31 protein-coding genes are annotated in these 26,941 nt (G+C 39.6%); all 31 read right to left on the bottom strand.

The window, feature by feature from the left end; genetic code table 11:
• Window positions 1-5: 5 nt before the first annotated feature.
• Complete coding sequence (locus ACNJYY_RS09575) at window positions 6-2,012, bottom strand: chemotaxis protein CheW (RefSeq protein WP_416731519.1); 2,007 nt, start codon at window positions 2,010-2,012, stop codon at window positions 6-8.
• A 17-nt stretch (window positions 2,013-2,029) separates the two neighbouring features.
• Window positions 2,030-3,076 carry a protein-glutamate methylesterase/protein-glutamine glutaminase gene (locus ACNJYY_RS09570; protein ID WP_416731518.1) on the bottom strand — a complete coding sequence of 349 codons (1,047 nt, stop codon included), beginning with the start codon at window positions 3,074-3,076 and terminating at the stop codon, window positions 2,030-2,032.
• Window positions 3,077-3,083: 7 nt separating this feature from the next.
• Window positions 3,084-3,941 (bottom strand): MinD/ParA family protein, encoded by an 858-nt coding sequence (locus tag ACNJYY_RS09565; RefSeq protein WP_416731517.1) that lies wholly within the window; start codon window positions 3,939-3,941, stop codon window positions 3,084-3,086.
• Complete coding sequence (gene flhF / locus ACNJYY_RS09560; RefSeq protein WP_416731516.1) at window positions 3,934-5,055, bottom strand: flagellar biosynthesis protein FlhF; 1,122 nt, start codon at window positions 5,053-5,055, stop codon at window positions 3,934-3,936. Before flhF ends, ACNJYY_RS09565 begins: the two co-directional genes overlap by 8 nt.
• Window positions 5,055-7,088, bottom strand: coding sequence for a flagellar biosynthesis protein FlhA (gene flhA, locus ACNJYY_RS09555; RefSeq protein ID WP_416731515.1), 2,034 nt, complete (start codon window positions 7,086-7,088; stop codon window positions 5,055-5,057). Before flhA ends, flhF begins: the two co-directional genes overlap by 1 nt.
• 23 nt (window positions 7,089-7,111) lie before the next feature.
• Window positions 7,112-8,191: a flagellar biosynthesis protein FlhB gene (flhB, locus tag ACNJYY_RS09550; RefSeq protein WP_416731514.1), complete on the bottom strand. Its 1,080-nt coding sequence runs from the start codon at window positions 8,189-8,191 to the stop codon at window positions 7,112-7,114.
• A gap of 4 nt (window positions 8,192-8,195) precedes the next feature.
• Window positions 8,196-8,966 carry a flagellar biosynthetic protein FliR gene (gene fliR, locus ACNJYY_RS09545; protein WP_416731513.1) on the bottom strand — a complete coding sequence of 257 codons (771 nt, stop codon included), beginning with the start codon at window positions 8,964-8,966 and terminating at the stop codon, window positions 8,196-8,198.
• Between the two features lie 4 nt (window positions 8,967-8,970).
• Window positions 8,971-9,240 carry a flagellar biosynthesis protein FliQ gene (fliQ, locus tag ACNJYY_RS09540; protein WP_066393686.1) on the bottom strand — a complete coding sequence of 90 codons (270 nt, stop codon included), beginning with the start codon at window positions 9,238-9,240 and terminating at the stop codon, window positions 8,971-8,973.
• Between the two features lie 13 nt (window positions 9,241-9,253).
• Window positions 9,254-9,934 carry a flagellar type III secretion system pore protein FliP gene (gene fliP, locus ACNJYY_RS09535; RefSeq protein ID WP_137789655.1) on the bottom strand — a complete coding sequence of 227 codons (681 nt, stop codon included), beginning with the start codon at window positions 9,932-9,934 and terminating at the stop codon, window positions 9,254-9,256.
• Complete coding sequence (locus ACNJYY_RS09530) at window positions 9,927-10,598, bottom strand: flagellar biosynthetic protein FliO (protein ID WP_416731512.1); 672 nt, start codon at window positions 10,596-10,598, stop codon at window positions 9,927-9,929. The genes fliP and ACNJYY_RS09530 overlap by 8 nt, the downstream gene beginning before the upstream one ends.
• A gap of 6 nt (window positions 10,599-10,604) precedes the next feature.
• Window positions 10,605-10,967, bottom strand: coding sequence for a response regulator (locus tag ACNJYY_RS09525; protein ID WP_066240809.1), 363 nt, complete (start codon window positions 10,965-10,967; stop codon window positions 10,605-10,607).
• 18 nt (window positions 10,968-10,985) lie between these two features.
• On the bottom strand, window positions 10,986-12,122 hold the full coding sequence (gene fliY, locus ACNJYY_RS09520; protein WP_416731511.1) for a flagellar motor switch phosphatase FliY: 1,137 nt from the start codon (window positions 12,120-12,122) through the stop codon (window positions 10,986-10,988).
• Window positions 12,116-13,108 (bottom strand): flagellar motor switch protein FliM, encoded by a 993-nt coding sequence (gene fliM / locus ACNJYY_RS09515; protein ID WP_137789658.1) that lies wholly within the window; start codon window positions 13,106-13,108, stop codon window positions 12,116-12,118. Before fliM ends, fliY begins: the two co-directional genes overlap by 7 nt.
• Window positions 13,109-13,142: 34 nt before the next feature.
• Complete coding sequence (fliL, locus tag ACNJYY_RS09510) at window positions 13,143-13,571, bottom strand: flagellar basal body-associated protein FliL (protein ID WP_416731510.1); 429 nt, start codon at window positions 13,569-13,571, stop codon at window positions 13,143-13,145.
• The gene (locus tag ACNJYY_RS09505) at window positions 13,572-13,784 is read right to left on the bottom strand and encodes a flagellar FlbD family protein (protein WP_416731509.1); all 213 of its coding nucleotides are present in this window, start codon (window positions 13,782-13,784) and stop codon (window positions 13,572-13,574) included.
• A 49-nt stretch (window positions 13,785-13,833) separates the two neighbouring features.
• Window positions 13,834-14,631, bottom strand: coding sequence for a flagellar basal body rod protein FlgG (gene flgG / locus ACNJYY_RS09500; RefSeq protein ID WP_416731508.1), 798 nt, complete (start codon window positions 14,629-14,631; stop codon window positions 13,834-13,836).
• A gap of 83 nt (window positions 14,632-14,714) precedes the next feature.
• A complete protein-coding gene (locus ACNJYY_RS09495) occupies window positions 14,715-15,089 on the bottom strand; it encodes a TIGR02530 family flagellar biosynthesis protein (RefSeq protein ID WP_416731507.1) in 375 nt (124 codons plus the stop codon).
• 12 nt (window positions 15,090-15,101) lie between these two features.
• Window positions 15,102-15,557 (bottom strand): flagellar hook assembly protein FlgD, encoded by a 456-nt coding sequence (gene flgD, locus ACNJYY_RS09490; protein ID WP_416731506.1) that lies wholly within the window; start codon window positions 15,555-15,557, stop codon window positions 15,102-15,104.
• A gap of 3 nt (window positions 15,558-15,560) precedes the next feature.
• Entirely contained in the window at window positions 15,561-16,721 is a 1,161-nt protein-coding gene (locus ACNJYY_RS09485) for a flagellar hook-length control protein FliK (RefSeq protein WP_416731837.1), read from the bottom strand.
• A 25-nt stretch (window positions 16,722-16,746) separates the two neighbouring features.
• Window positions 16,747-17,313 carry a MotE family protein gene (locus ACNJYY_RS09480; RefSeq protein ID WP_416731505.1) on the bottom strand — a complete coding sequence of 189 codons (567 nt, stop codon included), beginning with the start codon at window positions 17,311-17,313 and terminating at the stop codon, window positions 16,747-16,749.
• A 16-nt stretch (window positions 17,314-17,329) separates the two neighbouring features.
• Window positions 17,330-17,767 carry a flagellar export protein FliJ gene (gene fliJ / locus ACNJYY_RS09475; protein ID WP_416731504.1) on the bottom strand — a complete coding sequence of 146 codons (438 nt, stop codon included), beginning with the start codon at window positions 17,765-17,767 and terminating at the stop codon, window positions 17,330-17,332.
• The gene (gene fliI, locus ACNJYY_RS09470) at window positions 17,767-19,083 is read right to left on the bottom strand and encodes a flagellar protein export ATPase FliI (protein WP_416731503.1); all 1,317 of its coding nucleotides are present in this window, start codon (window positions 19,081-19,083) and stop codon (window positions 17,767-17,769) included. The genes fliJ and fliI overlap by 1 nt, the downstream gene beginning before the upstream one ends.
• On the bottom strand, window positions 19,080-19,868 hold the full coding sequence (gene fliH / locus ACNJYY_RS09465; RefSeq protein WP_416731502.1) for a flagellar assembly protein FliH: 789 nt from the start codon (window positions 19,866-19,868) through the stop codon (window positions 19,080-19,082). Before fliH ends, fliI begins: the two co-directional genes overlap by 4 nt.
• On the bottom strand, window positions 19,861-20,874 hold the full coding sequence (fliG, locus tag ACNJYY_RS09460) for a flagellar motor switch protein FliG (protein WP_066393658.1): 1,014 nt from the start codon (window positions 20,872-20,874) through the stop codon (window positions 19,861-19,863). The genes fliH and fliG overlap by 8 nt, the downstream gene beginning before the upstream one ends.
• Window positions 20,875-20,888: 14 nt before the next feature.
• Complete coding sequence (fliF, locus tag ACNJYY_RS09455; RefSeq protein WP_416731501.1) at window positions 20,889-22,481, bottom strand: flagellar basal-body MS-ring/collar protein FliF; 1,593 nt, start codon at window positions 22,479-22,481, stop codon at window positions 20,889-20,891.
• 81 nt (window positions 22,482-22,562) lie between these two features.
• Window positions 22,563-22,862, bottom strand: coding sequence for a flagellar hook-basal body complex protein FliE (fliE, locus tag ACNJYY_RS09450; protein ID WP_416731500.1), 300 nt, complete (start codon window positions 22,860-22,862; stop codon window positions 22,563-22,565).
• A gap of 12 nt (window positions 22,863-22,874) precedes the next feature.
• On the bottom strand, window positions 22,875-23,321 hold the full coding sequence (flgC, locus tag ACNJYY_RS09445) for a flagellar basal body rod protein FlgC (protein ID WP_191753629.1): 447 nt from the start codon (window positions 23,319-23,321) through the stop codon (window positions 22,875-22,877).
• Window positions 23,322-23,323: 2 nt separating this feature from the next.
• Window positions 23,324-23,710, bottom strand: a complete 387-nt coding sequence (gene flgB, locus ACNJYY_RS09440; RefSeq protein ID WP_416731499.1) for a flagellar basal body rod protein FlgB — start codon at window positions 23,708-23,710, stop codon at window positions 23,324-23,326.
• A gap of 469 nt (window positions 23,711-24,179) precedes the next feature.
• Window positions 24,180-24,959 (bottom strand): GTP-sensing pleiotropic transcriptional regulator CodY, encoded by a 780-nt coding sequence (gene codY / locus ACNJYY_RS09435; protein WP_066393642.1) that lies wholly within the window; start codon window positions 24,957-24,959, stop codon window positions 24,180-24,182.
• 24 nt (window positions 24,960-24,983) lie between these two features.
• A complete protein-coding gene (hslU, locus tag ACNJYY_RS09430) occupies window positions 24,984-26,378 on the bottom strand; it encodes an HslU--HslV peptidase ATPase subunit (RefSeq protein ID WP_416731498.1) in 1,395 nt (464 codons plus the stop codon).
• 20 nt (window positions 26,379-26,398) lie between these two features.
• A complete protein-coding gene (gene hslV / locus ACNJYY_RS09425; RefSeq protein ID WP_137789675.1) occupies window positions 26,399-26,938 on the bottom strand; it encodes an ATP-dependent protease subunit HslV in 540 nt (179 codons plus the stop codon).
• Window positions 26,939-26,941 lie beyond the last annotated feature (3 nt).

The raw sequence follows: 26,941 nt of genomic DNA, 5'->3' as shown, positions 1-26,941 counted from the left end.
CCACCTTATTTAATGAGTGCGTTGCAATCGAGAATTAATGCTACTTGTCCATCTCCTAGAATCGTTGCGCCAGAGATAGCAAATACAGATGTTAAATACTGTCCGAGTGATTTCAAGACGATCTCTTGCTGTCCGATAAACGAATCAACTACTAACGCTGCCATCTTATCTCCTTTTCTTACTACGACTACAGGAACGTGCTGACCCGATTCAGTTGATCCAGGGACTTCAAAAATATCTTTCATGTTCACAAGAGGTACTACTTTACCTCTAAAATCAATCACTTTTTGATTATGAGCCGAAAGGATTTCTTCTTTTCTAATAATGGCTGTTTCAATAATTGATGATAACGGAATCGCATATTTCTCACGGCTGATCTCAACAAGCATGACAGACATGATCGAGAGGGTAAGAGGAAGCTGTATGGAAAAGATCGTTCCTGAACCTTCCGTTGAATCGACAGTGATAGAACCACCTAACGATTCAATTTTGTTTTTCACAACATCCAATCCTACTCCACGTCCTGAGATGTCAGAAACAACATCTGCTGTAGAAAATCCGGAAGCGAACAATAATTCAAAACACTGTTTATCGGTCAAATTTTCAGACATTTCTTTCGTGAGTATTCCATTTTCGATCGCTTTACTTAATACTTTTTGTTTATTTATACCCGCTCCATCATCTTGAATCTCAATAAACACGTGATTTCCACTATGAAAAGCCCTTAAATAGATAGTACCTGTTTCATTTTTACCATTAGATGAACGTACCCCTGGGTTTTCAATCCCATGGTCAATCGAGTTTCTAAGCAGATGAACAAGTGGGTCACCTATCTCATCGATTACAGTTCGATCTAGTTCAGTTTCTGCTCCTACGATCTCGAGGTTAACTTTTTTGCCAAGATCTTTCGCTAATCCTCTTATCATTCTTGGAAACCGGTTGAAGACTTGCTCTACTGGAACCATTCTCATCGTCAGGATGATATTTTGCAGATCTCCTGACACACGAGACATTCGTTCAACAGTCTCATTCAGTTCCATGCTTTTTAAGGATTTTGAAATCTCTTCTAGCCGACCACGGTCAATGACAAGTTCTTCAAACAAGTTCATGAGCTGATCAAGCCTCTCTATATTGACACGGATGGTTTTCCCGCTGCTACCAGCATTTGAAGTTTGCTGTACTTCACTCTTTTTATCTTGCGGTGATACTTCTTCTCGCTCTAATTTGTCATTCTCTTCCCTCTCTGAATTTGACGATATGTTGAGTTGATCTGCCTTGATATCAATCACTTCTACCGCATCAATCTCAGAAACTTTTAAGATACGTTCTTTAACGTTTTCGGCGGATTCTTTCGTGAGTATGGAAAGAGTAAAATGTGTTCCAAATTGTTCTGTTTCTAGCATATCTACCGCTGGTAGGGTCTTAATGATCTCACCGATCTGTTCGATCACTTCAAACACCATATATACTCTGGCGGCTTTTAAAATACAGTCTTCTCTTAATGAGATCGATAACTCGTATGCATGAAATCCTTGTTCTTTTGATTGAATGATGATCTGTTTTTCATATTGATCATAATCTTGCAATGAACCTGCTTCATTGTTCGCTTCAGCTTGCATCGATCGTGGAACTTCTCCCTTTTCAAGGGCCTCTAACTCTTTCACTGTCTCAGCAACATCACGTTTTCCGCTGCCACCTTCTGAAATTTCAACGACCATCGCTTCTAAGTGATCAAGTGAAGAGAAGAGTACATCTAGAACAGAGGATGAAACGTCTAATTTGTTATTACGAATCGCATCTAGAACATTTTCCATACAATGAGTGAGGTTAGCTAGATCTTCATAACCCATCGTAGCCGACATTCCTTTTAATGTATGAGCAGAACGGAAAATCTCATTGACAATTGAAAGTTCACCTGGTTTTTTTTCCAGCAGAAGTACTTGTTGATTAATAGACTGTAAATGCTCTTTGCTTTCTTCAATGAATATGTCGAGATATTGTGTCATTTCCACGTATAATTCCTCCTATTTTACAAATGGTTCAAAATTGCTGATCCAATAGACTCTAAATGAACAATTTCATCTACTTTTTTCGTAAGAACCGCGGTTTTTGGCATTCCATAAACAATGCAAGACTCTTCTGCTTCTGCAATAACTACCGTTGAACCCGCTTCTTTTAAATCTACGATTCCTTCGGTGCCATCAGAGCCCATCCCTGTCATGATGACAGCGATCTTTTGGTAGTCTTTAAGTTTGCTTGCAGAACTGAACAGTACGTTTACTGCTGGTCGATGTCCTCCTACAGGATCATCTTTATGTAACGAAACGTACAAGCGCTCCATCTTCTCGTAAAGTCGTACATGAAAACCACCTGGTGCGATGTAAACATAACCTTTTTTTAACACCTCATGATCCTCCGCTTCTTTTACAGAAACGTCCGATAATGAATTCAATCGATCTGCTAACGATCTCGTAAACCCTGCGGGCATATGTTGTACGACAACAACAGGTGCATCTAAGTCTGTCGGAAGCTTTGTGATCACTTGTTGTAATGCTCTTGGACCGCCAGTGGATGTACCGATCAAGACCAGCTTGTCTTTGTGCTCTCTCTTTAGGATTCTCTTGTGCACATTGTTTTCAAGTTTATATGGCAACAGAGCTTTTTTTGTTGAGATATTTGCTTTTGAAGATGTGATCACTTTTTCTATCAAACTATTTTTCACTTTATGTAAATCTAGGGATATCGCGCCAGAGGGCTTAGCGATAAAATCAATAGCTCCTGCTTCCATAGCTAGAATCGTATTTTCTGCACCGGCTTTTGTTGTGCTCGATAACATGATGATCGGAACAGGGGAGCTGTTCATGATTGTTCTTGCAGCATCAATGCCATTTAAAACGGGCATTTCAACATCCATCGTGATAACGTCTGGCTTTAATTTTAATGTTTTATCAATTGCTTCTTGTCCGTTTCTTGCTGTATCGATCACCATAATTCTTGGATCTTCACTTAAGAACTCTTTGATCAGCTTCCTCATAAAGGCAGAATCATCTACAACTAGCACTCTGATCTGTTTCATGCAGCATCTACCTTTCTCTGAAAAATGACTTCAACTTGCCGATGAAAGACTGATAAGATACTTCTTGCTGTTTTATCGTACCAACATACGTTTCTGCTAACTGATACACAGCTTTGGAAGCTAATGAGGTCGGCTTATGAATAGAGAAGGGAATTTGTTTTTTTACGGCATGCCATACATCTGGATCCATCGGTATCTGCCCTAAACAGATCAGCTCTTTTTGTAAGAACTGTTTACAAACATGGCTTAACTTTTCAACCGTTTCTCTTCCTTCTCTTTGATTTTCATATCGGTTGATAACTAAATAGAAGGGAAGTTCTTTATCTTTCATATAAATGAATTTCATCATAGAATAGGCATCTGTTAGTGATGTGATCTCAGGTGTAGCTATCACCAATACCTCATGACTTGAGAGCACAAATTTTAAAGCAGTTTCTGTTGCACCAGCACCCATGTCTAAAAAGATAAAATCATAAAATCTCTCTAATTCTTCTAGTTGATTCATAAAATGTGCCAGCATCTCATCCGTTATACTTGTAAGAGTTCCGAAGTTCCTACCGCCAGCAATCGTATGAAGTCCATCTTTACCCTCTTCGATGATCTCCCATACTGACAATTGATTCTGAAGCATATCCATCAAATGTTTGTGAGATTTTCTTCCGAGGATCAAGTCTACATTTCCCATACCTATATCTAGATCTAGTACTAAAACGCGCTTTCCCATGGTAACCAATGAAAGGGCAAGATTCACCGTGATGTTCGTTTTACCGACTCCGCCTTTACCACTGACAACAGAGATTACTCGTGCACTGTGTGCCGGAGCAGAGACTAATTGTTTTCGAAGGCTAATCGCTTGATCAAGCATGATGTGACTTTTCCTTTAACAGCATCCCAATTAGTTCATCCGCATCAGCCTCAAACATATCGTCAGGGACGTTTTGGCCGTTAGTTACATAGCCAATCGGTACATTGTTTAAGATTGCAAGATTTAGTAGTGAGCCGTACGTCTTTGTTTCATCTTTCTTCGTAAAGATCACTTTATGAACCGGTAAACTCTTAAACTGATTGTATATGGTTTCCATATCGCGATATTTTGAAGTTAATGAAAGGACGAGATAGTTTTTCATATCCTTATCAAAATGGATGATACGTTGAAGCTCTTCGATGTAAAAACGATTTAAAAAATTTCTGCCTGCAGAGTCTACAAGAACTAGATCATAATCTTCAAATTTTTCTTTTGCTCTCTTAAAATCCTCCGCTGTATAAGCGACCTCACATGGAATGTTTAAAATCTCAGCATACGTTTTTAGTTGGTCGATAGCAGCGATCCGATAAGTATCGGTCGTAATAAACGCTACTTTTTTTCCATCTTTTAAAACCGCTTTTGCTCCAATCTTGGCTATCGTCGTTGTTTTACCAACACCAGTAGGTCCGATCAAGTTTAGGAATTTCGTTTCATAATGAAAGCCACCAAACTCACTTTTAGCCATTCTTGCACTTAAAAAGCTGCTGATCCACGTATTCCAGTCATACTTGACTCTTTCCATTTCATCTAGACTTTCGTATTTAGTGGATAAAGATGGAATGATTTCTTCAAGTATTGTTGAGTCAACTTCTTGATTAAATAGAAACGTTTCCCATTCTTTAACAAATGGTGCTATATCTTCTGGAATCTTGGATTGAACGGTCAACGTGTGAACCATCTTCTTCAGTTGACGAATCTCCTTCGTCAATTCCTCTTCTTGATACACAGGTTGCTGTTGTTTCACAATATTCATGTTATGATTCTTCGTTTGATGATAATCTACGTCTTGATCCAATCCAGCGAAAATTTCAACGTTCTTCTTCGTAAAGAATCCGAAGATACCTCCAACTTGAACCTCTCTTGTGTTTAATATGACCGCACCGCTGCCAAGATCTGCTCTTACTAATTTCATAGCTTCTGGCAAGTTCTGTGCTGTATACTTCTTCACTTTCATCAGATGTTCACCACCCCTACACTTTTCACTTCTAGCTCAGGTTCCAATTCGTTGTATGATAATACCGCTACATCTGGAAGATAACGCTCAATGAGTTGCCTTACGTACATCCTTACAGCTGGTGAACATAAGAGAACAATGGATTGGTCAAAGCTTCGTCCTGATTCAAGTTCAGATGTAATGCTGTCAAAGATCACTTGAGAATCTTCTGGATCTAAAGAAAGGTAATTGCCGTGTTCTGTTTGCTGAACTGCATCAGCTATCTTCTTTTCTACCGATCCGCCAAGTGTGATAACATGCAGCGGTTCATTTTCATTGGTATAGCTTTTTGATATCTGTCGGGACAAACCTTGTCTTACATACTCTGTTAATAGATCTGTATCCTTTGTCATCTTTGCAAAATCAGCTAACGTTTCAAAGATTACCGCTAAGTTTCGAATCGAGATTCGCTCTCGTAGAAGTTTGGATAGTACCTTTTGAACTTCTCCGATCGTTAAGACATCTGGCGTAACTTCTTCGACAATGGCTGGATACGATTCTTTTAAGTGCTCTACAAGTTGTTTCGTTTCTTGTCTGCCGATCAGTTCATGTGCGTGTTTCTTGATCACTTCAGTTAGATGTGTTGAGACGACTGAAGGTGGATCTACGACCGTGTATCCTGAGTATTCAGCTCGTTCTTTCATCTCTTCACCGATCCAGATGGCAGGCAGACCAAATGCCGGTTCCATCGTTTCGATACCTTGTACCTCTTCATCATCGATACCTGGACTCATCGCTAAATAATGATCCAACAGCAACTCACCTTTTGCGACCTGACTTCCTTTAATTTTAATTCTGTATTCATTGGGCTGAAGCTGGATATTGTCTCGAATCCGAACGACCGGAACGATCATTCCAAGCTCTAAAGCAAGCTGCCTTCTGATCATTACGATCCTATCCAACAGGTCACCGCCTTGCGAAGTATCAGCTAACGGAATGAGACTGTAGCCGAATTCAAATTCGATCGGGTCGATCTGCAGCAGATTCACAACAGATTCAGGACTTTTCAGCTGTTCAGTTTGTATGTCTTCTTCAACCACTTCTTCTTTTTCTTTCTGCTCACGCTCAGCTTTTAATAGAAGATACCCGCCGATCGCTAATATACCGCCGATCGTTAGTGTAAAAAAGTCATTGATCGGTGTGAACAACCCAAGCATGATGATGGTTCCTCCAGCAACAAAAAGCATGATAGGATACGCAAGCAATTGCTTGCTGATATCAAATCCTAAGTTTCCTTCTGAAGCTGCACGTGTCACGATAATACCTGTGGCTGTCGATATGATCAGTGCTGGAATCTGTGATACTAATCCATCACCAACCGTCATTCTTGTAAACAATTCTGCACTCTCACCAAAGCTAAGACCCATCTGAAGCATTCCGATGATGATTCCGAACAGCATATTGATCAAAACGATGATAATACCAGCTATCGCATCACCTTTAACAAATTTACTCGCTCCATCCATCGCTCCGTAAAAATCTGCTTCTCGTTCAATCGTTTCACGTCTTTCTTTCGCTTCTCGATCTGAAATCATGCCAGCGTTCAGATCAGCATCAATACTCATCTGCTTACCAGGCATCGCATCAAGGGTAAACCTTGCAGCAACTTCTGATACACGTTCAGATCCTTTCGTAATTACGATAAATTGAATAATAATTAGTATAAAAAATACCACGATACCAACAAGAATATTTCCGCCTACTACAAATTCACCGAAAGTATGTACAACGTTTCCAGCATCTCCTGTTGAAAGGATGCTTCTTGTTGTCGAAACGTTTAGCCCTAGTCTAAAAAGCGTCACTAACAATAACAATGACGGAAATATAGAAAATTGGAGAGGCTGTGTTGTGTTCATGGCAATCAATATGATTAAAAGTGCCAGAGATATATTCGTTATGATTAAGAAGTCCAACATAAACGTTGGCATTGGTATGACGAGCATGGCGATAATGAGAATAACGCCTGCTAAAACACTCATGTCTCTAGCTTTCATCTGTAAACTCTCCTATTCATTCCTTACGCTTTTTTCTTTACACGATATACAAAGGCTAAAATTTCAGCTACAGCTTTAAATAGATCTTCAGGAATCACATGCCCGATCTCAACGCGGGCGTACAGCGTTCTTGCTAGAGGTTTGTTTTCTACAACTGCTACGTTATGCTCTTTTGCGATCTCTTTGATGCGTTGAGCGATCAGATCTACTCCTTTTGCTACAACTACTGGAGCATCCATGCTGTTATCGTCATACTTTAAGCAGATCGCGTAATGTGTAGGGTTTGTGATGATAACATCTGCCTTTGGCACTTCTTGCATCATTCGCCTCATAGCCATCTGTCTTTGTTTTTCCTTGATCTTCCCTTTAATCTTAGGATCACCTTCAGATTTTTTGTATTCGTCTTTTATATCTTGTTTAGACATCCTAATATTTTTTTCAAAATCGTATTTTTGGTACATATAGTCAAGAAACGCAAGAAAAAGTAAAACGAGTGAAGCGGCAAAGCCCATCTTAACCGCAAGTCCTCCGAATACAGGAAGTGACGATTCAATACTCACTAAACTCATTCTTAAATAAATATCTCGCTCACTCCAAAGAATAAAAAAAGTCACACCACCGATTAGTAGAATCTTAAGCAATGATTTTGATAGTTCTACTAAAGCACGTACCGAGTAGATTCTCTTAAATCCGGATAACGGATTGATCCGTTCAAGTTTCATCTGGATCGCTTCTGTTGATAGTAAAAAGCCAACTTGTAAATAGTTCCCTAAGACTCCAGCAATCATAGCTGCAATCATTACAGGAGCTATGATGATAGCGACTTCAAGCGAAAGCTCCCAAAACAGCTTTGGAATACTAGATTCCGTCACGTTATAAAGAAGTTTCTTATCTAAACTATAGGCGAAGAGGTGAAGCAATCTTTGCCCCATCCAACTCCCCATAAAGGATAGAAACATAACAGATGCAAACAGCACTAGTGCAGCATTGATGTCAGCACTTTTGGCTACTTGTCCCTTTTTTCTGCTTTCCTGCCTTTTTTTCGGTGTTGCTTTTTCCGTCTTTTCTCCTGAAAAATATTGTAGATTGATCGGATATCTCATCGACTTAAGCCCCTAACAATTCCATTATGTTAATCATGCTGTCACGCATCTGATCGACCAGCATCTGAACAGATACAAAGAATGCGGGCATTACTACTAAAAACAATACGAGAGCAATCAAGATCTTCACCGGCAGACCGATAACAAAAATGTTCATCTGCGGTACGGTTCTGGCTACGATCCCAAGTGCAAGGTCGGCTAAAAACAACGTGCCAACGATAGGTATCGCCATCTGAAGAGCAACTAAGAACATACCTGAGAACACACTTAGTACAAACTTTATGATCCCGCCATCTCCAAAATTCGATAAGGCAGAATCAATGGGTAAAAATTGATAACTATAAAAGATTCCATCAAGTAACATGTGATGCGCATCTGTTGCTAGCAAGAAAAGAATGGCAAACGTATACAGATATCTCCCCATCAATGGTGTCTGGATGCCTGTTTGCGGATCGAACACGTTCGCGATCGCAAAACCCATCTGTAGATCAATAAATCCGCCGGCAACTTGAATCGCGTAGAAAACGATCGCTGCAATAAAACCGATCGTTAGTCCGACCATCGCTTCTTTAATGATTAATAGAAAAAATGTAGCATCCAATGGAATTGGTTTTGGGTCAACAGCGTACAACATGATCCAAGATAAGAATAACGATAATCCGATTTTATGCATCACAGGTAAATTTTTATTGGAAAACACAGGAATTGTTAAGAAAAATGCCGATACTCTAGTTAGAATTAATAAAAAAGCAGGGAAAGCCACTAAATCTACCATTTCATCATCCTATATAAGTGTGTAAATTTTGGAAAATATTTGATGTGAATCCAAGGATTTGAGAAAGCATCCAAGGCCCAAAAAACACGAGTCCTACTAACACGGCAACAATCTTGGGTATAAATGCAAGTGTTTGTTCCTGAATCTGCGTTGTTGCTTGAAATATACTGACGATCAAACCTACGATCAGGGCTAATAACATGAGCGGACCGCACAAAAGCAAGGTCATGTATACCCCTTTTTCTGCTAAAGAAATTACAAATTGAGAATCCATGTTTCCACCTGCCCTAATAGCTTAATAGCAATGATTTAACGATGAGGTACCAGCCATCAACCAGTACAAATAATAAGATCTTAAATGGCAGTGATATCATAACGGGCGGCAGCATCATCATCCCCATAGCCATTAAAATAGACGCAACGACCATATCAATGATCAAGAACGGTACAAAAATCATGAATCCAATCTGAAAGGCTGTCTTTAGTTCACTTATGGCAAACGCTGGAACAAGTGTCGTTAACGGAATATCTTTAATACTTTCTGGCTTTTTCGCACCCGAATATTCCATAAACAGCATGAGATCTTTCTGACGTGTATGTTTTGCCATGAATTCTTTGATCGGAAGACTTCCTTTATCAAACGCCTCTTCTTGTGAAATCTCACCTTTTACTAACGGCTGGACCGCTTCTTTGTTTACCTCATGCATCACTGGCGCCATGATAAAAAAAGTTAAGAACAATGCAATTCCAATCAACACTTGGTTAGGCGGCATCTGCTGCGTCGCTAATGAAGTTCTAACAAAAGACAAGACAATGATTATCCTCGTAAAACAAGTCATAAGAATTAAGATACTTGGAGCAAGCGAAAGGACTGTTAAGAGCAGCAACAGCTGAATCGTAGTTTCCATGTTCGCTGGATCGCTATTATTTATAAAATCCAAGTCTAATCCAGGAATAAATTCATTCATGATGTTTCCCTTTCTCTAGCACTCTCTGAAGTTCTTTTTGCTGATTCTTTTTATCTTGAACGATCGATTGCAGCATATTCTTAAAAGATTGTGTCTGATCTTTTGTTTCTGCTGTTCCTGTTTCATTAGAAGTCTTATTGGACTCTTCGGTTCTGCTTTTCAGCCATTTATTTTTCAATTGGTTCGTCATCGTTGAAACGTTTTGGGAAGGTCGCTGATCGAGCATCATCTGAACTTCATCTTCATTGGTAATCTCTTTTAGGAGTGTTACCGAATCTCCAACACCTACCACCAAGACAGAATTACCTGTTTTGATCAGTTGCACAGAACGATTCTGTCCGATTCCGATGCCTCCTAAAGACTGAAGGTTTTTCCCATCTTGAAAACTGACAGATTTTCTTTGAATAAAGCGTAAAACAAAGTACAAGATCGCTAGAACGATTCCAAGCATAAACACGAGCTTAACGAGCATCATAAATGTGCTTTCACTCTCAGAGCTGACAGGGTTGTTATCTGCTGGTGCTTTTTCTTTCTCACCCATTTGATCTGAGTTATTTATGGTGTCATAAACACTTTTTCCTGAACTGCTGCCTTCCGCTTGTACACTAAATGGTACAAGCGAAAGACAAACTGCTGCAAAAAGACTAATTAACCAACGATACATGTATGCTTATCCTAAAGTTTTCTTGATCGCTTCAATTACACGGTCAGCTGCAAACGGCTTAACGATAAAATCTTTTGCCCCCGCTTGGATCGCATCGATTACCATCGCCTGCTGCCCCATCGCTGAACACATGATAATCTTTGCTTCAGGGTTCGTTTTCTTGATCTCTTTTAAAGCTGATATGCCGTCCATCTCTGGCATCGTGATATCCATCGTAACGAGATCGGGTTTTAATTCTTGGAATTTTTCAATCGCTTGCGCTCCATCTGCCGCTTCACCTACAACATCAAATCCATTCTTAACTAAAATATCCTTGATCATCATTCTCATAAATGCTGCATCATCAACAACTAAAATACGTTCTCCCATTTCACTTACCTCCGATAATTATTTCAATTTTTCCAAACGATCACGCTGGCTTAAAATCTCTGTTACACGGACTCCGAAGTTCTCATCGATAACAACTACCTCGCCTTTTGCGATCATCTTTTGATTAACAAAGATATCAACTGGTTCACCAGCAAGTTTATCGAGCTCTACGATCGAACCTTGAGACATTTCCAAAATATCTTTTATCGTTTTTTTCGTTCTTCCAAGCTCAACCGTTACTTGAAGAGGAATGTCTAATAGCATGTCTAGATTCTTCGTATCTCTTTGATTCGTCTCATAATCTCCAAAGTCAGAAAAGCTTGCAGGCTGAATGGAAACATCTCTCATCTGCGATTGATAAGCAGGCTGAGGGTCATTTCTTGGCTCACTATGAACACGTTCTCGATAATGATCTACAGGTGCAGATGGTGGAACTACTTCTTCGTGAGGAACATAATCTGCAACCGGTTCTTTTTCAACAACTGGTTCAGGATTCATCAATTTATGTACAAGGTCCTTTGAGAACTCCGCATCAATGAGCTGCATGATATTCGAATCGATCAGTTCTCCCACTTTAAGTCGGAATGAAACTTTAACTAAAATCTCTTCATCAGGAATCAAACTCGTGTTTGATTCAACATCTAGAAAATCAATTTTAGGTGGAGAGATATCTACTTTTTTATTGAAAATCGTAGACATCGATGTAGATGCCGATCCCATCATCTGATTCATTGCTTCACCAACAGCACTTAATTGCAATTCTCCAAAATCAGGAGAAGGATTTGTGCCCTCGCCGCCAAGCATCAAGTCTGCAATGATCTGCGCATCTGTCTTACGGATCACTAACAAGTTAGCTCCTTCGATGCCTTCTGTATAAGTAACCTGAACCGCAACATGCGGAATCGGAAACTCATCTTTTAACTCGGTGCGTTTCACAACGGTCACTGTTGGCGTCGTGATGTCTACTTTTTGATTCAACAACGTGGATAGAGCTGTTGCAGCACTTCCAAATGAGATGTTTCCGATCTCACCTAAGGCATCTCGTTCGATCGATGATAGGTATTCTTCAGTTTCAGTCGCTCCGGACGAGGAAGGACTTCCACCATTCAGCAAAGCATCAATTTCGTCTTGTGAAAGCATATCTCCACTTACCATTGATCCTCATCCTCCTTAATGGTTTCGATAATTTGAACGGCTAACTTTTTCTTCACCTTTCCGGGTTGACCGTAGAACTTCGGATTGTTTTCTACTTTGATCACGAGCGGTTGGTTTATCCGTTGATCTAGTTCGATACAGTCACCGATTGATAAGTTCAGAAACTCTTCAATCGACATGTCCGAAGATCCTAACTCAACTTTAAAAGGCAAGAAAGCATTCTTTATCTTTTGTTCAATAAATTCGGTCTCTCCTGGAATTCGTGTTTTCTTTTTATTCTGCATCCAATGATGAACAGAGAGCTTCGGAATGATCGGTTCTATGACAACATGCGGAAGGCAGATGTTGATCATTCCGCTCGTTTCACCAATCGTCGTATTCAGTGAGATCACGACTACCGTTTCGTTCGGAGAAACCATCTGTAAAAATTGTGGATTCACTTCCAAATCGAGCATGAACGGCTCCAGTTCGATGACACTTGTCCAAGCTTCTTTAAAACTATCAAGTGTGTTTTCAAATAACTGATTCATGATTCTCGTTTCTATCTCAGTTAAATTCTCGATCTTATTCATTCCAGCCCCGCTGCCACCCATCACTCTATCAAGCATGGCATATGCGATATTCGGGTTTACTTCCATTAAGATGCGTCCTTCAAACGGATGTGCTTCAAACACATTCAATAGCGTCATCTTTGGAACAGAACGGATGAATTCCTCGTATGGAAGCTGATCAACAGACGCAACACCGATCTGGACGTACGTTCTAAGCTGAGCTGAAAAGTAAGTCGTTAAAAGTCTTGCAAAGTTCTCATGCAATCTCGTTAAACTGCGGATCTGCTCTTTCGAAAAGCGTAGGGCTCTTTTAAAATCGTAAACTTTAACCTTATTCTCTGACTCTTCCTTTTTAAGCTCTTCTGCATCCATCTCTCCTGTGGAAAGGGCGGAGAGAAGAGCATCTATTTCGTTTTGTGACAAAACATCAACCAAGAGTCTCACCTCTTTTCATGCCGTTTTTAGTGAATTATTGTATGATCTTTTGAGTTGTGTAGACTCTGACTACTTTCCCATCTTGCATAACCTTATTGATCTCTGTTTTCAGTTTGTTCTCAAGAGAGATCAAGCCTTGCTGGCCAGATAGTTCTTCTGTTTTCTTGTTCGAGATCTCATAGATGATAAGGTTGTTCACTTGGAACAATCTTTTCTCAAGTTCGTGTTTCGCATCTTCATTATCCGCTTGAATCTTGAACTGAATCTTCACATAAGACTGATCTGCAAGATTGGTTGTCATTTCATTGGTTTCGACCATCAGCTTGTCCAGCTCTTCTGCTGTAGGCTCAGAAGCTTCGGTCTTAGGTGAAAACTGCTTAAACCCGTAATATCCTGCTGCACCGATTAGACCGATCGCTACAAGCATGGAAAGCATGATCGTTACCGCTTTATTTTTTCCCAACTACAGACCCTCCTTTTTCTGACTTAGTGGCAACAGCGTAATTTTTCTATAAAACTCTGAGATCAGTTGAGCAACCTCTTCTTCACTTTCTTTAACAACAAACTTTTTGCCTGTAGTTAATGTGATCGTAGTATCTGGAAATGATTGAATCTGTTCGATATAGATCGCATTCAGCGTAAACGTATTGCCATTTAACTGAGTTAAAGAAATCATGAGTTTCGGGGGTTAAGCCGTTACTTGCTTCCCCCTACCTCCCTTCACGTTAACGTTTTAAGTTCACTAGTTCTTGAAGGATCTCATCCGATGTCGTGATGATTCTTGTGTTCGCTTGGAATCCACGCTGTGCAACAATCATCTCAGTGAACTCTTCAGATAAGTCTACGTTGGACATTTCGAGTGCACCCGCTACTAGTGTGCCTGCTCCACCTGTTCCTGGAAGAGAAGTGTCAGGACCTCCTGAGTTTGTACTTGCTCGGTATTCATTGCTTCCAGCTTTCTCTAATCCTTCACTATTATCAAATTTGGCTATTTGCACTTTCTGTGACGTATCTAAAGTCCCTGTAGCAGAAATAACACTTACAGTACCATCTGCCCCAATGCTAAAGCTTTTTGATGTACTATCTATTTTGATTGGTGTAGTTAAACCAACAAGATATTTACCGTCTGAGTTAACAACATTACCTGCACTATCTAAATAGAAATTACCTGATCTTGTGTATGTTGTTTCTCCATTCGACTGAAGCTGAAAAAATCCATCTCCTGAAATCCCTAAATCAAGTGGACGACCTGTTGTTTGCAAGCTCCCTTGAGTATGCACCGTATCAATTGTAGCTAATTGAGACCCTAATCCGACTTGTTTAGGATTAACCCCACCTCTGCCCCCAACTCCAGGAGTTGGAGCACTTGCCCCTGAGATTTGCTGACTCACAAGGTCCTTAAAAGTTGTACGGCCTTTTTTAAATCCGTACGTGTTTACGTTTGCGATGTTATTACCGATTACATCCAGCTTCACCTGAAAGTTTTTCATACCACTGATTCCTGAATACATAGAACGTAACATTTGTTTTTATCTCCCTTACTTGGTTTAATAACTGCTTCTATCATTCGGCAGTTTTGTGAGCCTCCTGTAAAGGTCCAGCTCTTTTATTCGTCTATGACGATGGCACCATTGATGTTTGTAAAGATCTGAGATGTACTTTCGTTTCGATCTAATGCTGTAATTACAGTTTGATTTGGCGCATTCACGACTAGCATGACATTCTTCATGATGACTAATGAATCTTTAATTCCTTTTTGCCCAGCTTCGATCACCTTTTCGCTTATCTTGTTCCAGCTTGTTTCTGATATCGTAATATCTCTATCTTGCAGTCTTTTTTTAGCGTGTTTGCTAATGGTGAGTTGGTTCTCAAGCTCTTTATGAAAAACGGACTGAAAAGATTGATCTATTTTTTTCTGCTGTCGATGTTTCGGGTAAAGCATCGGCTGGTACAATTGATGAGCGTGTATACGTTCGCTCATGTTATCCACTCCTTACTTTGCCTGATCAGATATTTTGATCACTTGGTAACTAGTGATCTTTGTTCCATCACTCATTTCCAACATGACAGATCCTTTTTCAAATAAAACAGATTTCACTATAGCTTCTTTTTCTTCTATCTTTTTGTTACCTTCTGCATCTACTGTTTCCGTTTCGTAGGTTACTTGTTTACCGATCATCTGGCTTTGTTGTAACAATGAAGATTCTGTTTGGAACGATAGGAATTGCTGCATAGTCTGGTTCATGTTTGTCATCTGTTCTAGTGATGAAAAGCTTGCCATCTGTGCGATAAACTCTCGGTCTTGCATCGGACTTGTAGGGTCTTGGTTTTGAAGCTGTGTGATTAATATCTTTAAAAAATCATCTTTTCCTAAAATGTTTGAACCTGTTTGCTTTGTTTTTGCTTGATAATTAGAAAGCATCAGATCTTCAGAGATCTTGGTCACCATTCATCACACCTTTTCGTTTAATACCAACTGCGATAACTGTTCATCAAAAGATAGATGATCTGACTTCTCTTCCTCAGACATGTTCTCTTCTGCATGCTGCTGATCTTCGTATCCTTGATTATTCTCATCACGGAAATCAAAGGTCTGTTCGTCTCCGTTTAAGAAGACATCAATCTTTTCAAAATCTATATCTTGACTTGTGAAAGCTTGCTTCAATTGTGTGAGCTGACTATCCAAGGCATCTTTTGCACCTTGGCTGGAAGCTATGATCTTCGCTGTGATCTCACCATGTTTTTGGATAAGCTGTATCTCGATGCTGCCGAGATGTTCAGGTGTTAACCGGATCTGCATCTTCGTAAAACCAGATTCTGTAACGAACAGCTTCCCTCTTGATATAATCTGTTGAACCTCACGAACAAACTGCTCCTTCTGTCCTTCCCCTCCTGTAACAGGGACTTTCAATGTCCATTGTTCTAGTGGAGAAAGTGGACTTTGCAGCGTTTGTAGTTCTCTAGAAGCCGAAACGTTCGGTTCGATTGACTTTACTGTCGGTACATATCGCTGAAAGGCTTGGTCCGCAAAGCTTTTCACACTTTTTTCGACAGATATAGTTTCAAAAACTTTTAAGAAAGCATTCTTATCAATACTCGATGACTCGCTTAGAAGCTTTTTGATCTCTCCAAAAATCTGCTCTGTTTGTTTTGTTAGAGAATCTTTTTGATCAAGCTTTATCCCTGGAAACCATCGGCTGATCAAATCTGTAATCTGCTTCTGGTCCTTTTGCGAGAATGGCTCGGCTTCTTCGTTAACAACAAGCTGTAACAATAGTGCTAACTTCAGCTCAGGCGAAGGGTTTGTTGCAATCTCAGAGAAATCAATCTCGCTCTCAAGAAGCTTTTCAACAACTTCTTTCATTTCAGGCGGCAGTTCATTTAATAATGATTGAACCGTTTCGTGGTCTAATAGATCTTCACTATATTCAAGTCCCTCAATGTTACCTAGAATACTAGCGATCATATCTCCTAAACCCTCTGTAACCCCCTCGTTCTCAGTAGCAGAAGATGCCAGCAGTTGAGAAAAGAGAGAATCGATATTGCTACTTTTTTGAGAAGATTCTGATACTGGTGAAGACTGCACTCCTGAAGCCGCTGGCTGCGAAATCATAATTTGCACGTTTTCACACCTCCTTCTATAGCGTTTTGTTTGCCATGAGTACCGTAAGCTCTGCTGCACGTTTTGCATCAAGTTTGGAAAGAATCTCAGCTTGCGTTTCAGATTGTAAAAGCATCAAGATGCTCATGATCTGATTGTTATTCATCTCTGTCATTACTGCTGCAGCATCTTTAGCTGACATTGCTTCATATAATTTCTTTAATTGCTCATTCTCTTCATCTTTTACAGTTGTTTCAGCATCTTCTACTTGCTTTTCTAATAGCACGATATTGCTCTTTAAATCGGTTACTTCTTTTTCTTTCTTTTGCAGATCAGCAGATAATACTTTAATGTAATCTTCTTGTTCATCAAACTTCGATTTCCATTGCTTTTCTTGTACATTGCTCGTTACAGCTACTTCCGTTTTCTCGGTAAAAATATTTTTGATTATGGGTATGTTCTTACCCGAGTTTTTTGCTTCTTCCCATACGTTCACTCCCATAAAAGAAAGGACGATCCCAAAAACAGTCATTGCAAAAACGAAAGGTACGAATACTACTAATAAAAACCAAACCATTCTGCTGGATTTTTCTCTCTGTTTCATTTAATCACCTGATTTTTTACGACTTCGCAAAACGCAAAACGGAAAATTCGTCGTTCTGCTTATTCTCATAGAAAGCAACTTCCACTTTATATGCGCTGAGTTGTCTTTCTTTTAGCTTCTCGTATTTTTTCACTTCAATGGTCTGCTGCAATAATCTTTGCTGAATGACCTGCATTCTTTCTCTTGCTCTTTGTAACAGCGGCTGTAATTCCTTGATCTTGTTCGTCATGGATAAAAGAAAACGCTGTGTATTCTGTAGATCATTTACTACGATTCTTTGTTGAAACGTATAATTCGATTGATTCTCGATGTCTTCTTTCCTTTTAAGTAGGCTGTATATTTCTTCTGCTATTCCTTCAAACGCTTGTACAGCTTCTCCTAATTCTTGTTCAATCGATTCTTTTTCTTTTTGTTTAACAGACAATACTTTTTCCATAGAAAAATGAAATGACATCAACGTTCATCCTTCCCAAATTCAATCAAAAGCCGCTCTAGAGCTTGTTCATAACTAACATCTTCGTCTACTTGCTGTTTAAGAAACGCTAGAATGTTGGGGTACATCTGTATCGCTTCATCCACTGATTTAGAAGAACCCCTCTTGTATGCGCCAATGGTGATCAAGTCTTCCGCTTCCACATAGGATGATAGAAGTTCTCGAAGACGTTCAGCCGCTTGCCGGTGCTCTTTCGGAACGATATCATTCATCACCCTGCTTATACTCTTAAGAATGTTAACTGCAGGAAACTGACCTTTATTGGCTAAGTTTCGATCTAAGATAAAATGTCCGTCCAGAATTCCTCGTACCGTATCCGAGATCGGTTCGTTGAAATCATCTCCATCGACTAAAACAGTGTAAAACGCTGTAATCGTTCCATTTTTATTCGTTCCAGAACGTTCTAACAATTTTGGTAGAACCGCAAATACGCTCGGTGTGTAACCTTTCGTAGTTGGTGGTTCTCCGACAGCTAATCCGATCTCACGCTGAGCCATAGCCACACGCGTTACAGAATCCATCATCAACATAACGTTCTTGCCTTGGTCCCGAAAATATTCAGCGATACTGGTTGCAGTCAGTGCACCTTTTATCCGCATTAAAGCAGGTTGATCTGAAGTCGCAACGATTACTATCGATCGCTTCAAACCTTCTTCACCTAGATCTCGCTCAATAAAATCAAGAACTTCGCGTCCTCGTTCACCGATTAACGCGATAACATTAAGGTCAGCTGTGGAGTTACGTGCTACCATTCCCAGAAGCGTACTCTTACCTACTCCACTTCCGGCAAAAATACCTACCCGCTGACCTTTTCCAACCGTTAACAAACTGTCGATCGACCGAATACCAAGCTGAATACTCTCATGAATTCTAGGTCTTTCCATCGGATTCGGCGGCTCGTTCTCTGATGGATAACGAAACAATCCACGAGGCAGAGGAGAACCATCTAAAGGAACACCCATACCATCTAGTACTTTTCCGATCAAAGAAGGTCCAACCTTTATTTCCAATGCGCGGTGTGTGGCTTCAACCAAACTGCCCACGGCAATATTTTTCACATACGTAAATGGCATCAACAAAACGTTCTCTTCCTGAAAACCAACTACTTCAGCTTTGATTTTTTGCTTGTTGTTCCCCGTATGTATATAACAGACATCACCGATCGATGTTTTAGGTCCTTTAGATTCAATCATTAGCCCTACAACCCGAATCACTTTTCCATATCTTTTATAGGAATCGATTGATTGAAGGGACTTCATCATATGTTCTACGTTCATTGATCTGACACCTCAAGTTGTTCTAGCAGTTTTTCTTTGATCTCTTTTAGCTGAACATCGAGTGTTGCGTCGATCTTTCCAAAAGGGAACTCAATGATTGCACCATTCTCGGTCAAGTTTTCATCTGGATAGATGAAAAGAGTCGCTGTCGATTGAAGCATGTTCTTTAGTTCTTCCCGGTAGTTTTGTGTAAGTTCAAACCATTGCGGCGGAACGTATAGCTTGATCTCTTCAAATTCTCTAGCTTCTTTAACAAGTTGTTTTACGATAGAAATCCAAGTTTCAGGCGTTTCTTGAAGCTTTTTTCCTAAGATTTTCTCGGCAGCTGCCATAGCTAAGATGATCATCTGTGGCTCTGCTTCACTAAGAACGTTATGATATTCTTCCCTTAATGTATCCATAGAACTTTTAACTTCATTTAATTGTGAAGCCCAGCTTTCGTGTCCTTGCTCAACACCCTTTTGAAAGCCAGCATCGTAACCCTCATTCTTTGCCTGATCGTATGCAACTTCTAACTTCTTTTTCCAAGCAGCCTCTTCATCAACTAATCTTTTAATCTGTTCTGCTCTATATTCTTCTATTTCATTGGTAATTGAAGCAGCTTCGTTCTTCGCTTCTTCAAGCAGGTTATACGCTTGATTTTTAATAGAGATGATATTTGATTCTTCATCTTCTAAACGCTGATTTCTCATGTTAAATAATGATAGCGACTGAATCCCTATGACCACTTCATTTTTTTCAGACTTCTCTTTGTGATCGTGAAAAGATTTTATGACTTTAGACAATCACATCATCTCCTCCGCCTCGAGCGATCACAAGCTCTCCGGCTTCTTCAAGTCTTCTAATGGTTCCAACGATCCTAGACTGAGCTTCTTCAACATCACGAAGGCGAACAGGTCCCATAAATTCCATCTCTTCTTTAAAGTTCTCTGCCATACGCTGTGACATGTTATTGAACATCACTTCTTTTACTTCCTCGCTAGATGCACGTAAAGCAAGAAGCAGATCTTCGTTTTGCACTTCACGAATAACTCTTTGAATGGCACGGTTATCTAGCGTAACGATATCTTCAAATACAAACATTCGTTTCTTGATCTCTTCCGCTAACTCAGGATCTTGAATTTCCAGCGCATCCAGGATCGTCCGTTCGGTGCTTCGATCTACACCGTTCAATACTTCGACAACAGCTTCAACTCCACCAGCTTGGGTGAAATCTTGTGTAACGGTAGCAGATAACTTTCTTTCTAAAATCTGTTCCACTTCATTGATCACTTCTGGTGATGTTCGATCCATCAATGCGATCCTCTTCGCTATATCAGCTTGCATCTCTTGCGGAAGTTCAGAAAGTATCTGACCAGCCTGTGAAGAATCCAAGTAAGACAGAATCAGAGCAATCGTTTGCGGGTGTTCGTTTTGAATAAAGTTTAATATTTGACCAGGATCTGCTTTTCGAGCAAAATCAAAAGGCCTTACTTGCAAAGTCGAAGTCAAACGATTGATGATCTGCATCGCTTCGTCTTTACCTACCGCTTTCTCAAGTACCGTCTTCGCATAGCCGATTCCACCTTGGGTAATATAATCTTGCGCTAGAGCTAACTGATGAAATTGCGTGATAATCTCATCCTTCAACGTCGAATCTACTTTTCTAACTTGTGAGATTTGAAGGGTTAATCTCTCAATCTCTTCTTCACTTAAATGTTTATATACTTGAGCAGCTACATCTGGACCTAAAGAGATAACGAGGATTGCCGCTTTCTCTTTGCCAGATAGTTCTTTCATACCTTTTGCCATCGTTCGTTACCTCCTTACTCCTCTGAAAGCCATGTTCTTACAAGCTTTGCGAATTCTTCAGGCTTTTCTTTTGCCATTCGTTCTAACTGCTCTTTACGAACTGTTCCCTCAGACCCTTTTTCTTGGTTTACATCTGGTACATAGTAAGATTCTTGAGGCTCATCCATCTGGAATTCCTCGATCTTGGTTTCAGTCTCTGTTCTTCTTTTACGAGAAAGCAAGAAGATTAATAGAATAATAATGATTAATAAGACTCCACCAACTATGTAGATCCATAACGGAATACCTTTAGAAACGGCAGTTGTTTCTTGCTTTCCGTTAAATGGCTGTGCAGATACAAATATTTTTTCTTGAATATCATCTTCTGTTAATGTTTCGTTTATATCTTTTGAGATACTCGTTCTAACGATCGCACTCAATATTTGTTCAATGTCATCTAATCGTTCTTGTGGTAACGATTCTGGTTTGTTTGGGGTCGGTGGCTCTACCATGACTTGAATGCCTAGATCTCTTATCTCATAAGGACTCTCCACGATTTCTTTACGTATCTTGTTCACTTCATTATTGATACGTTCTTCTACTTTTTCATAGTCTCCGTTTGAGCCAGCAGCTGAGCCAGGATAGGTAGGTACCTCTTGATCACCCGTTCCTCCGACTCCACCTTCTCCTGCACCTTCTCCAGTAAACGTCTCTCTTATTCGCTCAACGCTTACTTCGATGCCTTTCATGTTTTCTTTATCAACAGGTTCTACGATATTCTCTTCACGTTTTTCTTCCGTAAAGTCAATATCTGTTGTCACTGTAGCAACAACCTTACCTTGTCCCATGATGGTTGATAACATCTGTTGAACTCTACGTTGTAGGTCTCTTTCAACATCCTGCTTGATCTTTCTTTGCTCTTCATATTTTGAAGATGAAGCAGTAGAGCTTACAGAATTCAAGTCATAATAATTAAAGTATTGATCCGTAATAACGATATTTTCCATAGGAAGGTTGCTCACACTCTTTGAAACGAGATGATAGAGTGCTTTCACCTGATCTTCATTTAATTTCGCACCCGCTCCTAATGATAGAACAACAGAAGCTGAAGCTTTTTCTTCTTCTTGGTTTACCCACACACTGCTTTCAGGAAGGGTGATCATAACGCTCGCATCTTCAACCCCGTTGATGCTCTTTATTAAACTAGCAATCTCTGTCTGTGTTGCTTCTCTTTCTAGAACACCAAACTCTTTGTCTGTTATTCCAAAACCTGATTTCTCACCAAAATACGAAAAATCGATATTTCCACTTTCAGGTAATCCTTCTGCAGCTAGCTGCACTTGCAGGTTATTCACTTGTTCTTCAGGAACTAATATTGTTTTCCCGCCATCTTGAACTTCGTTTGCCACACCTTTGCCATTTAGATTCTCTTGTATTTGACCTGCTTCCTGAGGGGAAAGATTTGAATACAAAGGAACAAGGTTTGGTGTTGACATCATGACTGTTACAAAGATGAATGCTGCGATAATAAGAAAGATTCCACCGAGAATAAATCCCTTTTGTACATTAGAACGAGCTTTAAACCGCTCTGTCGTTTGCTTGATGATATTTTTCCATTTTTCTTTCATTTTTTCCCCCGATAAGCGCAATAAAAATTTTTAACAGCTACCCCCAAAATTGAATGCTAATATCGAATCATATAACAGAGCCTATACTTGCATCCTCATTATTTCTTGGTAGGCCTCAACAACTTTATTACGAATCTCAAGAGTCGTTTGCATCGTTACACTTGCTTTTTCAGCTGTGATCATCACTTGATGGAGGTTATCCATATTACCGTTCATCAAACCTTGAGTAGCTTGATTAGATTGTGCTTGTGTTTCACCCAACGTATCCAAAGCTCCTTTTAGATAACTCTTGAAATCTTCTTGAGCTTCATATGGTGTCACTTTTGCGACTGAAGTTGGATTACTGATGTTCTGAAGTGAACCAATTGAAATTTTATCCATGTTTCAACACCCCTAACGGCCAATTTCTAATGCTTTTAAGTACATACCTTTTGCTGCGTTTAGTGCAGTAACATTTGCTTCATACGATCGAGTAGCACTCATTAAATCGACCATCTCTTTTAGTGGGTCTACATTCGGAAGTTGAACAAATCCTTCTTCGTTCGCATCAGGATGTTCAGGTTGATAAACCGTCTTGAATGGTGTTTGATCATTGACGATACCATTCACCTTGACGCCAGCCATTTTCCCGTTATTTACAGCCTTATTAAACATGTTTTTAAAACTAGATTCACCAGAACCTAAAACGACCATTTTACGTCGATACGGTTCCCACACACCGTTCTTGTATTCTCCGCGTGTCGAATCGACATTTGCCATGTTAGAGGAAGCAACATCCATCCTAAGCCGTTGAGCAGTTAAACCGGATGCTGATACATTCATTGCATCAAAAACTCCCATATTTATCTCCCACCTTTAACAACCATCTTAATTGAATTAAACTTTCCATTAATTCGCTGTACGAGTGTCTGATAATAAAGCTGATTCTTTGCTAATTCTGCCATCTCTTTATCTACATCCACATTATTTCCGTTATGATTCATCACTGTATTCGTTTTTTCTCTTACACTAAAAGAAGAGGATGTTTCAGTCCCGAATGAAAAATGCCGCTGATCTGTTCGATGGGCTTGCAAGCTTTTTTTGAATTCCTGGTTAAAGACAGTTTCTTTCGCTTTATATCCAGGTGTGTCCACATTAGCTAAGTTATTAGAAATGGTCTTTTGTTTTAATGCTGATCCATCTAAAGCCATCTCTAAGTTTCTTATGACTGAGCCAGAGAACAAGTTCACCACTTCCCTCTTTTTTACTATAGAAGTTTCATATTATGTTAAATCTTACCTCACTATCATATTTTAAGTGATATATCCAAAAAGTGTCTATGTATTTTTTCCCAAAATGACTTTTTTCGATAGAAAGGACTATATTTCGACCGTGACTTTGGACCCAATTACAAAAATAGTAATAAAATCCCTATATTTATACGGTTTTTGGTACCTCTTTACCACTTCTGTACACAATCGACAAATATTTACAATTTATCCTTTTTCATCGTTTTAAATCTACCGTGAATAAACAACAGAAGTTTTTTCAAAAAAATCCCTATCTTAACCTTCCATTAAAAGCATCTTATAAATGTAGATAGAGCACCCAAAGGAATACTCTATAACAGATAATATGAGATTCATAAATAGCACTTTGAGTGTTATGGAACAAAAAAATCCAGCTCTGGTTTACAGAGCTGGATCTTATTATTGGTTATTATGAAGTTTTAAGCTTTTCAAGCTCGAGCAAGAACTTGTCGTTCAACACTTTGATATACGTTCCCTTCATACCTAGAGAACGAGATTCAATTACACCTGCACTCTCTAATTTACGAAGCGCGTTTACGATTACTGATCGAGTAATACCCACTCTGTCTGCAATCTTACTTGCTACAAGCAATCCTTCGTTTCCTTCTAATTCTTCAAAAATATGTTCGATCGCTTCTAGCTCACTATATGATAATGAACTGATCGCCATTTGAACAACTGCTTTGTTACGAGCTTCTTCTTCGATCTCTTCCGCTTTTTCACGAAGGATCTCCATTCCAACTACTGTAGCACCGTACTCAGCAAGAACTAAATCGTCTTCTTCAAATGATGTAGATAGTCTTGAAAGTATAAGAGTTCCTAGTCTTTCACCGCCACCTACGATCGGAACGATTGTTGTTAATCCTGTCGAGAACAAATCTTTGTTTTCAACAGGGAATGCTGTATAATCGCTCTCTATGTCAATGTTTGAAAGAGACTCTGTAATGTTGAAAAGATTTTTTGTGTAATCAGTAGGGAATTGACGATCCTCGATCATCTTCTTCATACGCTCGTTCTCAATTTCTTGTTTAAGAGCGAGACCTAACAGTTTACCACGACGGCTTACTACAAAAATATTTGCTTCAATCACCGTACTAAGTGTTTCAGCCATCTCTTTAAAGTTTACTTGTTTACCACCTGTTTGTTGAAGCATCGAGTTGATACTTCTTGCTTTGTTCAATAAATTCATTGTATTTCTTCCTCCTACTGCATCCTATAATATATATTGGCTCAGATCCTTGTTCTTTGCGATGTTAGCCAGTTTTTCTTCTACATACTCGGGTGTAATGGTAATGTGATCTAAGCTGATATCAGGCGCTTCAAAAGATAGATCTTCTAATAAGCGTTCCAATATGGTATGAAGTCTTCGTGCACCAATATTATCGGTGTCTTGATTCACTTCATAGGCAATGCTTGCAATCTTAGCAATAGCATCGTCAGAAAATTCAACATTTATACCTTCCGTACTCAATAGAGCTTTATACTGTTTTATGATCGCATTATCAGGCTCTATTAATATACGTGTAAAATCCTCAACAGACAAGCTATTTAGTTCAACTCTGATCGGAAATCTTCCTTGCAGCTCTGGAATGAGATCTGAAGGCTTAGAAATATGAAAAGCTCCAGCTGCAATAAACAGGATATGATCCGTCTTGATCGAGCCATACTTCGTCATTACTGTAGAACCTTCAACGATCGGAAGGATGTCTCGCTGAACACCTTCACGGCTCACATCAGCAGAGTTTTGGTTCTTTCCTGCAATCTTATCGATCTCATCTATAAATATAATACCTGTTTGTTCGGTCTTATAAACTGCCTCACTCGTAACATCATCCATATCGATTAGTTTTGCCGCTTCATCTTGCGTCAATACTTTACGAGCTTCTCGAACAGTGAGTTTTCTTTTTTTCTTTTTCTTCGGCATAAGTCCACCGATCATATCCTGCATGTTCATGCCTACTTGTTCCAGACCCGAACCTTGGAACATGTCTAGCATAGATGGATTCTGCTCTTCTACTTCTACCGTAACAAGATGATCCTCCATCTCACCAAGCGCAAGCTTCTGTGCCATTTGGTTTCGTCTCTGTCTAAGATCTGAAACATCATCTTGCTGTGGCTTTTGTTCCTGTTCTTGATTACCGCCACCAAAGAACATCTCTAACGGATTTTTAAAGCTCGTTTCTGTTTTTTTACCAGGAACTAAGAGCTCTACAAGTCTTTTATTAGCATTTTGCTCAGCTTTGTCTTTTACATCATTCATCTTAAGCTCTTTTACAAGTCTTACTGAAGTTTCAACTAGGTCACGTACCATCGAATCAACGTCACGTCCAACATAGCCAACCTCGGTAAATTTAGTTGCTTCAAGTTTAATGAAAGGAGCTTGAGCTAGTTTGGCTAACCTTCTAGCAATCTCTGTCTTTCCTACACCAGTAGGTCCGATCATCAGAATATTCTTAGGTGATACTTCATCACGAAGCTTGTCGTCGAGCAAACTTCTTCTATAACGATTACGAAGCGCAACAGCGACAGCTTTCTTTGCATCGTTTTGACCTATAATATACTGATCTAACTTTTCAACAATTTGTCTTGGAGTTAATTGACTGTTCATTGCAACCGCTCCTTTACTTTTTACAATTCTTCTAAAACAATCTCTGTGTTCGTGTAAACACAAATTTCGCCAGCAGTCTTTAAAGATGCGAGAGCGATCTCTTTTGCAGAGAGTTCAGGTGCATGATTCTTCAGTGCCCGACCTGCAGCTAGAGCATAATTGCCACCTGATCCAATCGCGAGAATTCCATCGTCTGGCTCAATAACTTCACCAGTTCCAGAAATCAATAACATATGCTCTTCGTTCATTACGATTAGAAGAGCTTCAAGCTTTCTAAGAACTTGATCTGTTCTCCATTCTTTAGCCATCTCTACTGATGCACGCTGCAGATTTCCGCTGTATTCTTCTAACTTGCTCTCAAACTTTTCATAAAGCGTAAATGCGTCTGCAACAGAACCTGCAAACCCAGCAAGCACTTTTCCTCCGAAAAGCTTTCTTACCTTCTTGGCAGTATGTTTCATTACAACTGCGTTGCCGAACGTAACCTGACCATCTCCAGTCATAGCGGACTTGCCGTTATGCTGAATCGCAAAAATTGTAGTAGCATGAAATGTTGACATTGA

The sequence above is a fragment of the Fictibacillus tiangongensis genome (assembly GCF_048083785.1).
GTDB lineage: Bacteria > Bacillota > Bacilli > Bacillales > Fictibacillaceae > Fictibacillus.
The sequence above is the reverse complement of the archived record's forward strand: the minus strand, read 5'-3'. Positions and strand labels throughout refer to the sequence as shown.

Bases quoted from the DNA above. Each gene is read 5' to 3' on its own strand.
- ACNJYY_RS09530 (WP_416731512.1), bottom strand. From the start codon at position 10,598: ATGTATCGTTGGTTAATTAGTCTTTTTGCAGCAGTTTGTCTTTCGCTT.
- flhF (WP_416731516.1), bottom strand. From the start codon at position 5,055: ATGAAAGTGAAGAAGTATACAGCACAGAACTTGCCAGAAGCTATGAAA.
- ACNJYY_RS09495 (WP_416731507.1), bottom strand. From the start codon at position 15,089: ATGAGCGAACGTATACACGCTCATCAATTGTACCAGCCGATGCTTTAC.
- flgG (WP_416731508.1), bottom strand. From the start codon at position 14,631: ATGTTACGTTCTATGTATTCAGGAATCAGTGGTATGAAAAACTTTCAG.
- ACNJYY_RS09505 (WP_416731509.1), bottom strand. From the start codon at position 13,784: ATGATTTCTTTAACTCAGTTAAATGGCAATACGTTTACGCTGAATGCG.
- ACNJYY_RS09480 (WP_416731505.1), bottom strand. From the start codon at position 17,313: ATGAAACAGAGAGAAAAATCCAGCAGAATGGTTTGGTTTTTATTAGTA.
- ACNJYY_RS09565 (WP_416731517.1), bottom strand. From the start codon at position 3,941: ATGCTTGATCAAGCGATTAGCCTTCGAAAACAATTAGTCTCTGCTCCG.
- flgD (WP_416731506.1), bottom strand. From the start codon at position 15,557: ATGGTGACCAAGATCTCTGAAGATCTGATGCTTTCTAATTATCAAGCA.
- fliE (WP_416731500.1), bottom strand. From the start codon at position 22,862: ATGGATAAAATTTCAATTGGTTCACTTCAGAACATCAGTAATCCAACT.
- fliF (WP_416731501.1), bottom strand. From the start codon at position 22,481: ATGAAAGAAAAATGGAAAAATATCATCAAGCAAACGACAGAGCGGTTT.
- flhA (WP_416731515.1), bottom strand. From the start codon at position 7,088: ATGAAAGCTAGAGACATGAGTGTTTTAGCAGGCGTTATTCTCATTATC.
- codY (WP_066393642.1), bottom strand. From the start codon at position 24,959: ATGAATTTATTGAACAAAGCAAGAAGTATCAACTCGATGCTTCAACAA.
- fliJ (WP_416731504.1), bottom strand. From the start codon at position 17,767: ATGTCATTTCATTTTTCTATGGAAAAAGTATTGTCTGTTAAACAAAAA.
- fliR (WP_416731513.1), bottom strand. From the start codon at position 8,966: ATGGTAGATTTAGTGGCTTTCCCTGCTTTTTTATTAATTCTAACTAGA.
- fliY (WP_416731511.1), bottom strand. From the start codon at position 12,122: ATGGTAAGTGGAGATATGCTTTCACAAGACGAAATTGATGCTTTGCTG.
- flgC (WP_191753629.1), bottom strand. From the start codon at position 23,321: ATGGGAGTTTTTGATGCAATGAATGTATCAGCATCCGGTTTAACTGCT.
- flhB (WP_416731514.1), bottom strand. From the start codon at position 8,191: ATGAGATATCCGATCAATCTACAATATTTTTCAGGAGAAAAGACGGAA.
- fliP (WP_137789655.1), bottom strand. From the start codon at position 9,934: ATGAATGAATTTATTCCTGGATTAGACTTGGATTTTATAAATAATAGC.
- hslU (WP_416731498.1), bottom strand. From the start codon at position 26,378: ATGAACAGTCAATTAACTCCAAGACAAATTGTTGAAAAGTTAGATCAG.
- ACNJYY_RS09485 (WP_416731837.1), bottom strand. From the start codon at position 16,721: ATGATTTCGCAGCCAGCGGCTTCAGGAGTGCAGTCTTCACCAGTATCA.
- ACNJYY_RS09570 (WP_416731518.1), bottom strand. From the start codon at position 3,076: ATGAAACAGATCAGAGTGCTAGTTGTAGATGATTCTGCCTTTATGAGG.
- fliG (WP_066393658.1), bottom strand. From the start codon at position 20,874: ATGGCAAAAGGTATGAAAGAACTATCTGGCAAAGAGAAAGCGGCAATC.
- hslV (WP_137789675.1), bottom strand. From the start codon at position 26,938: ATGTCAACATTTCATGCTACTACAATTTTTGCGATTCAGCATAACGGC.
- fliQ (WP_066393686.1), bottom strand. From the start codon at position 9,240: ATGGATTCTCAATTTGTAATTTCTTTAGCAGAAAAAGGGGTATACATG.
- fliI (WP_416731503.1), bottom strand. From the start codon at position 19,083: ATGAACGTAGAACATATGATGAAGTCCCTTCAATCAATCGATTCCTAT.
- ACNJYY_RS09525 (WP_066240809.1), bottom strand. From the start codon at position 10,967: ATGGGAGAACGTATTTTAGTTGTTGATGATGCAGCATTTATGAGAATG.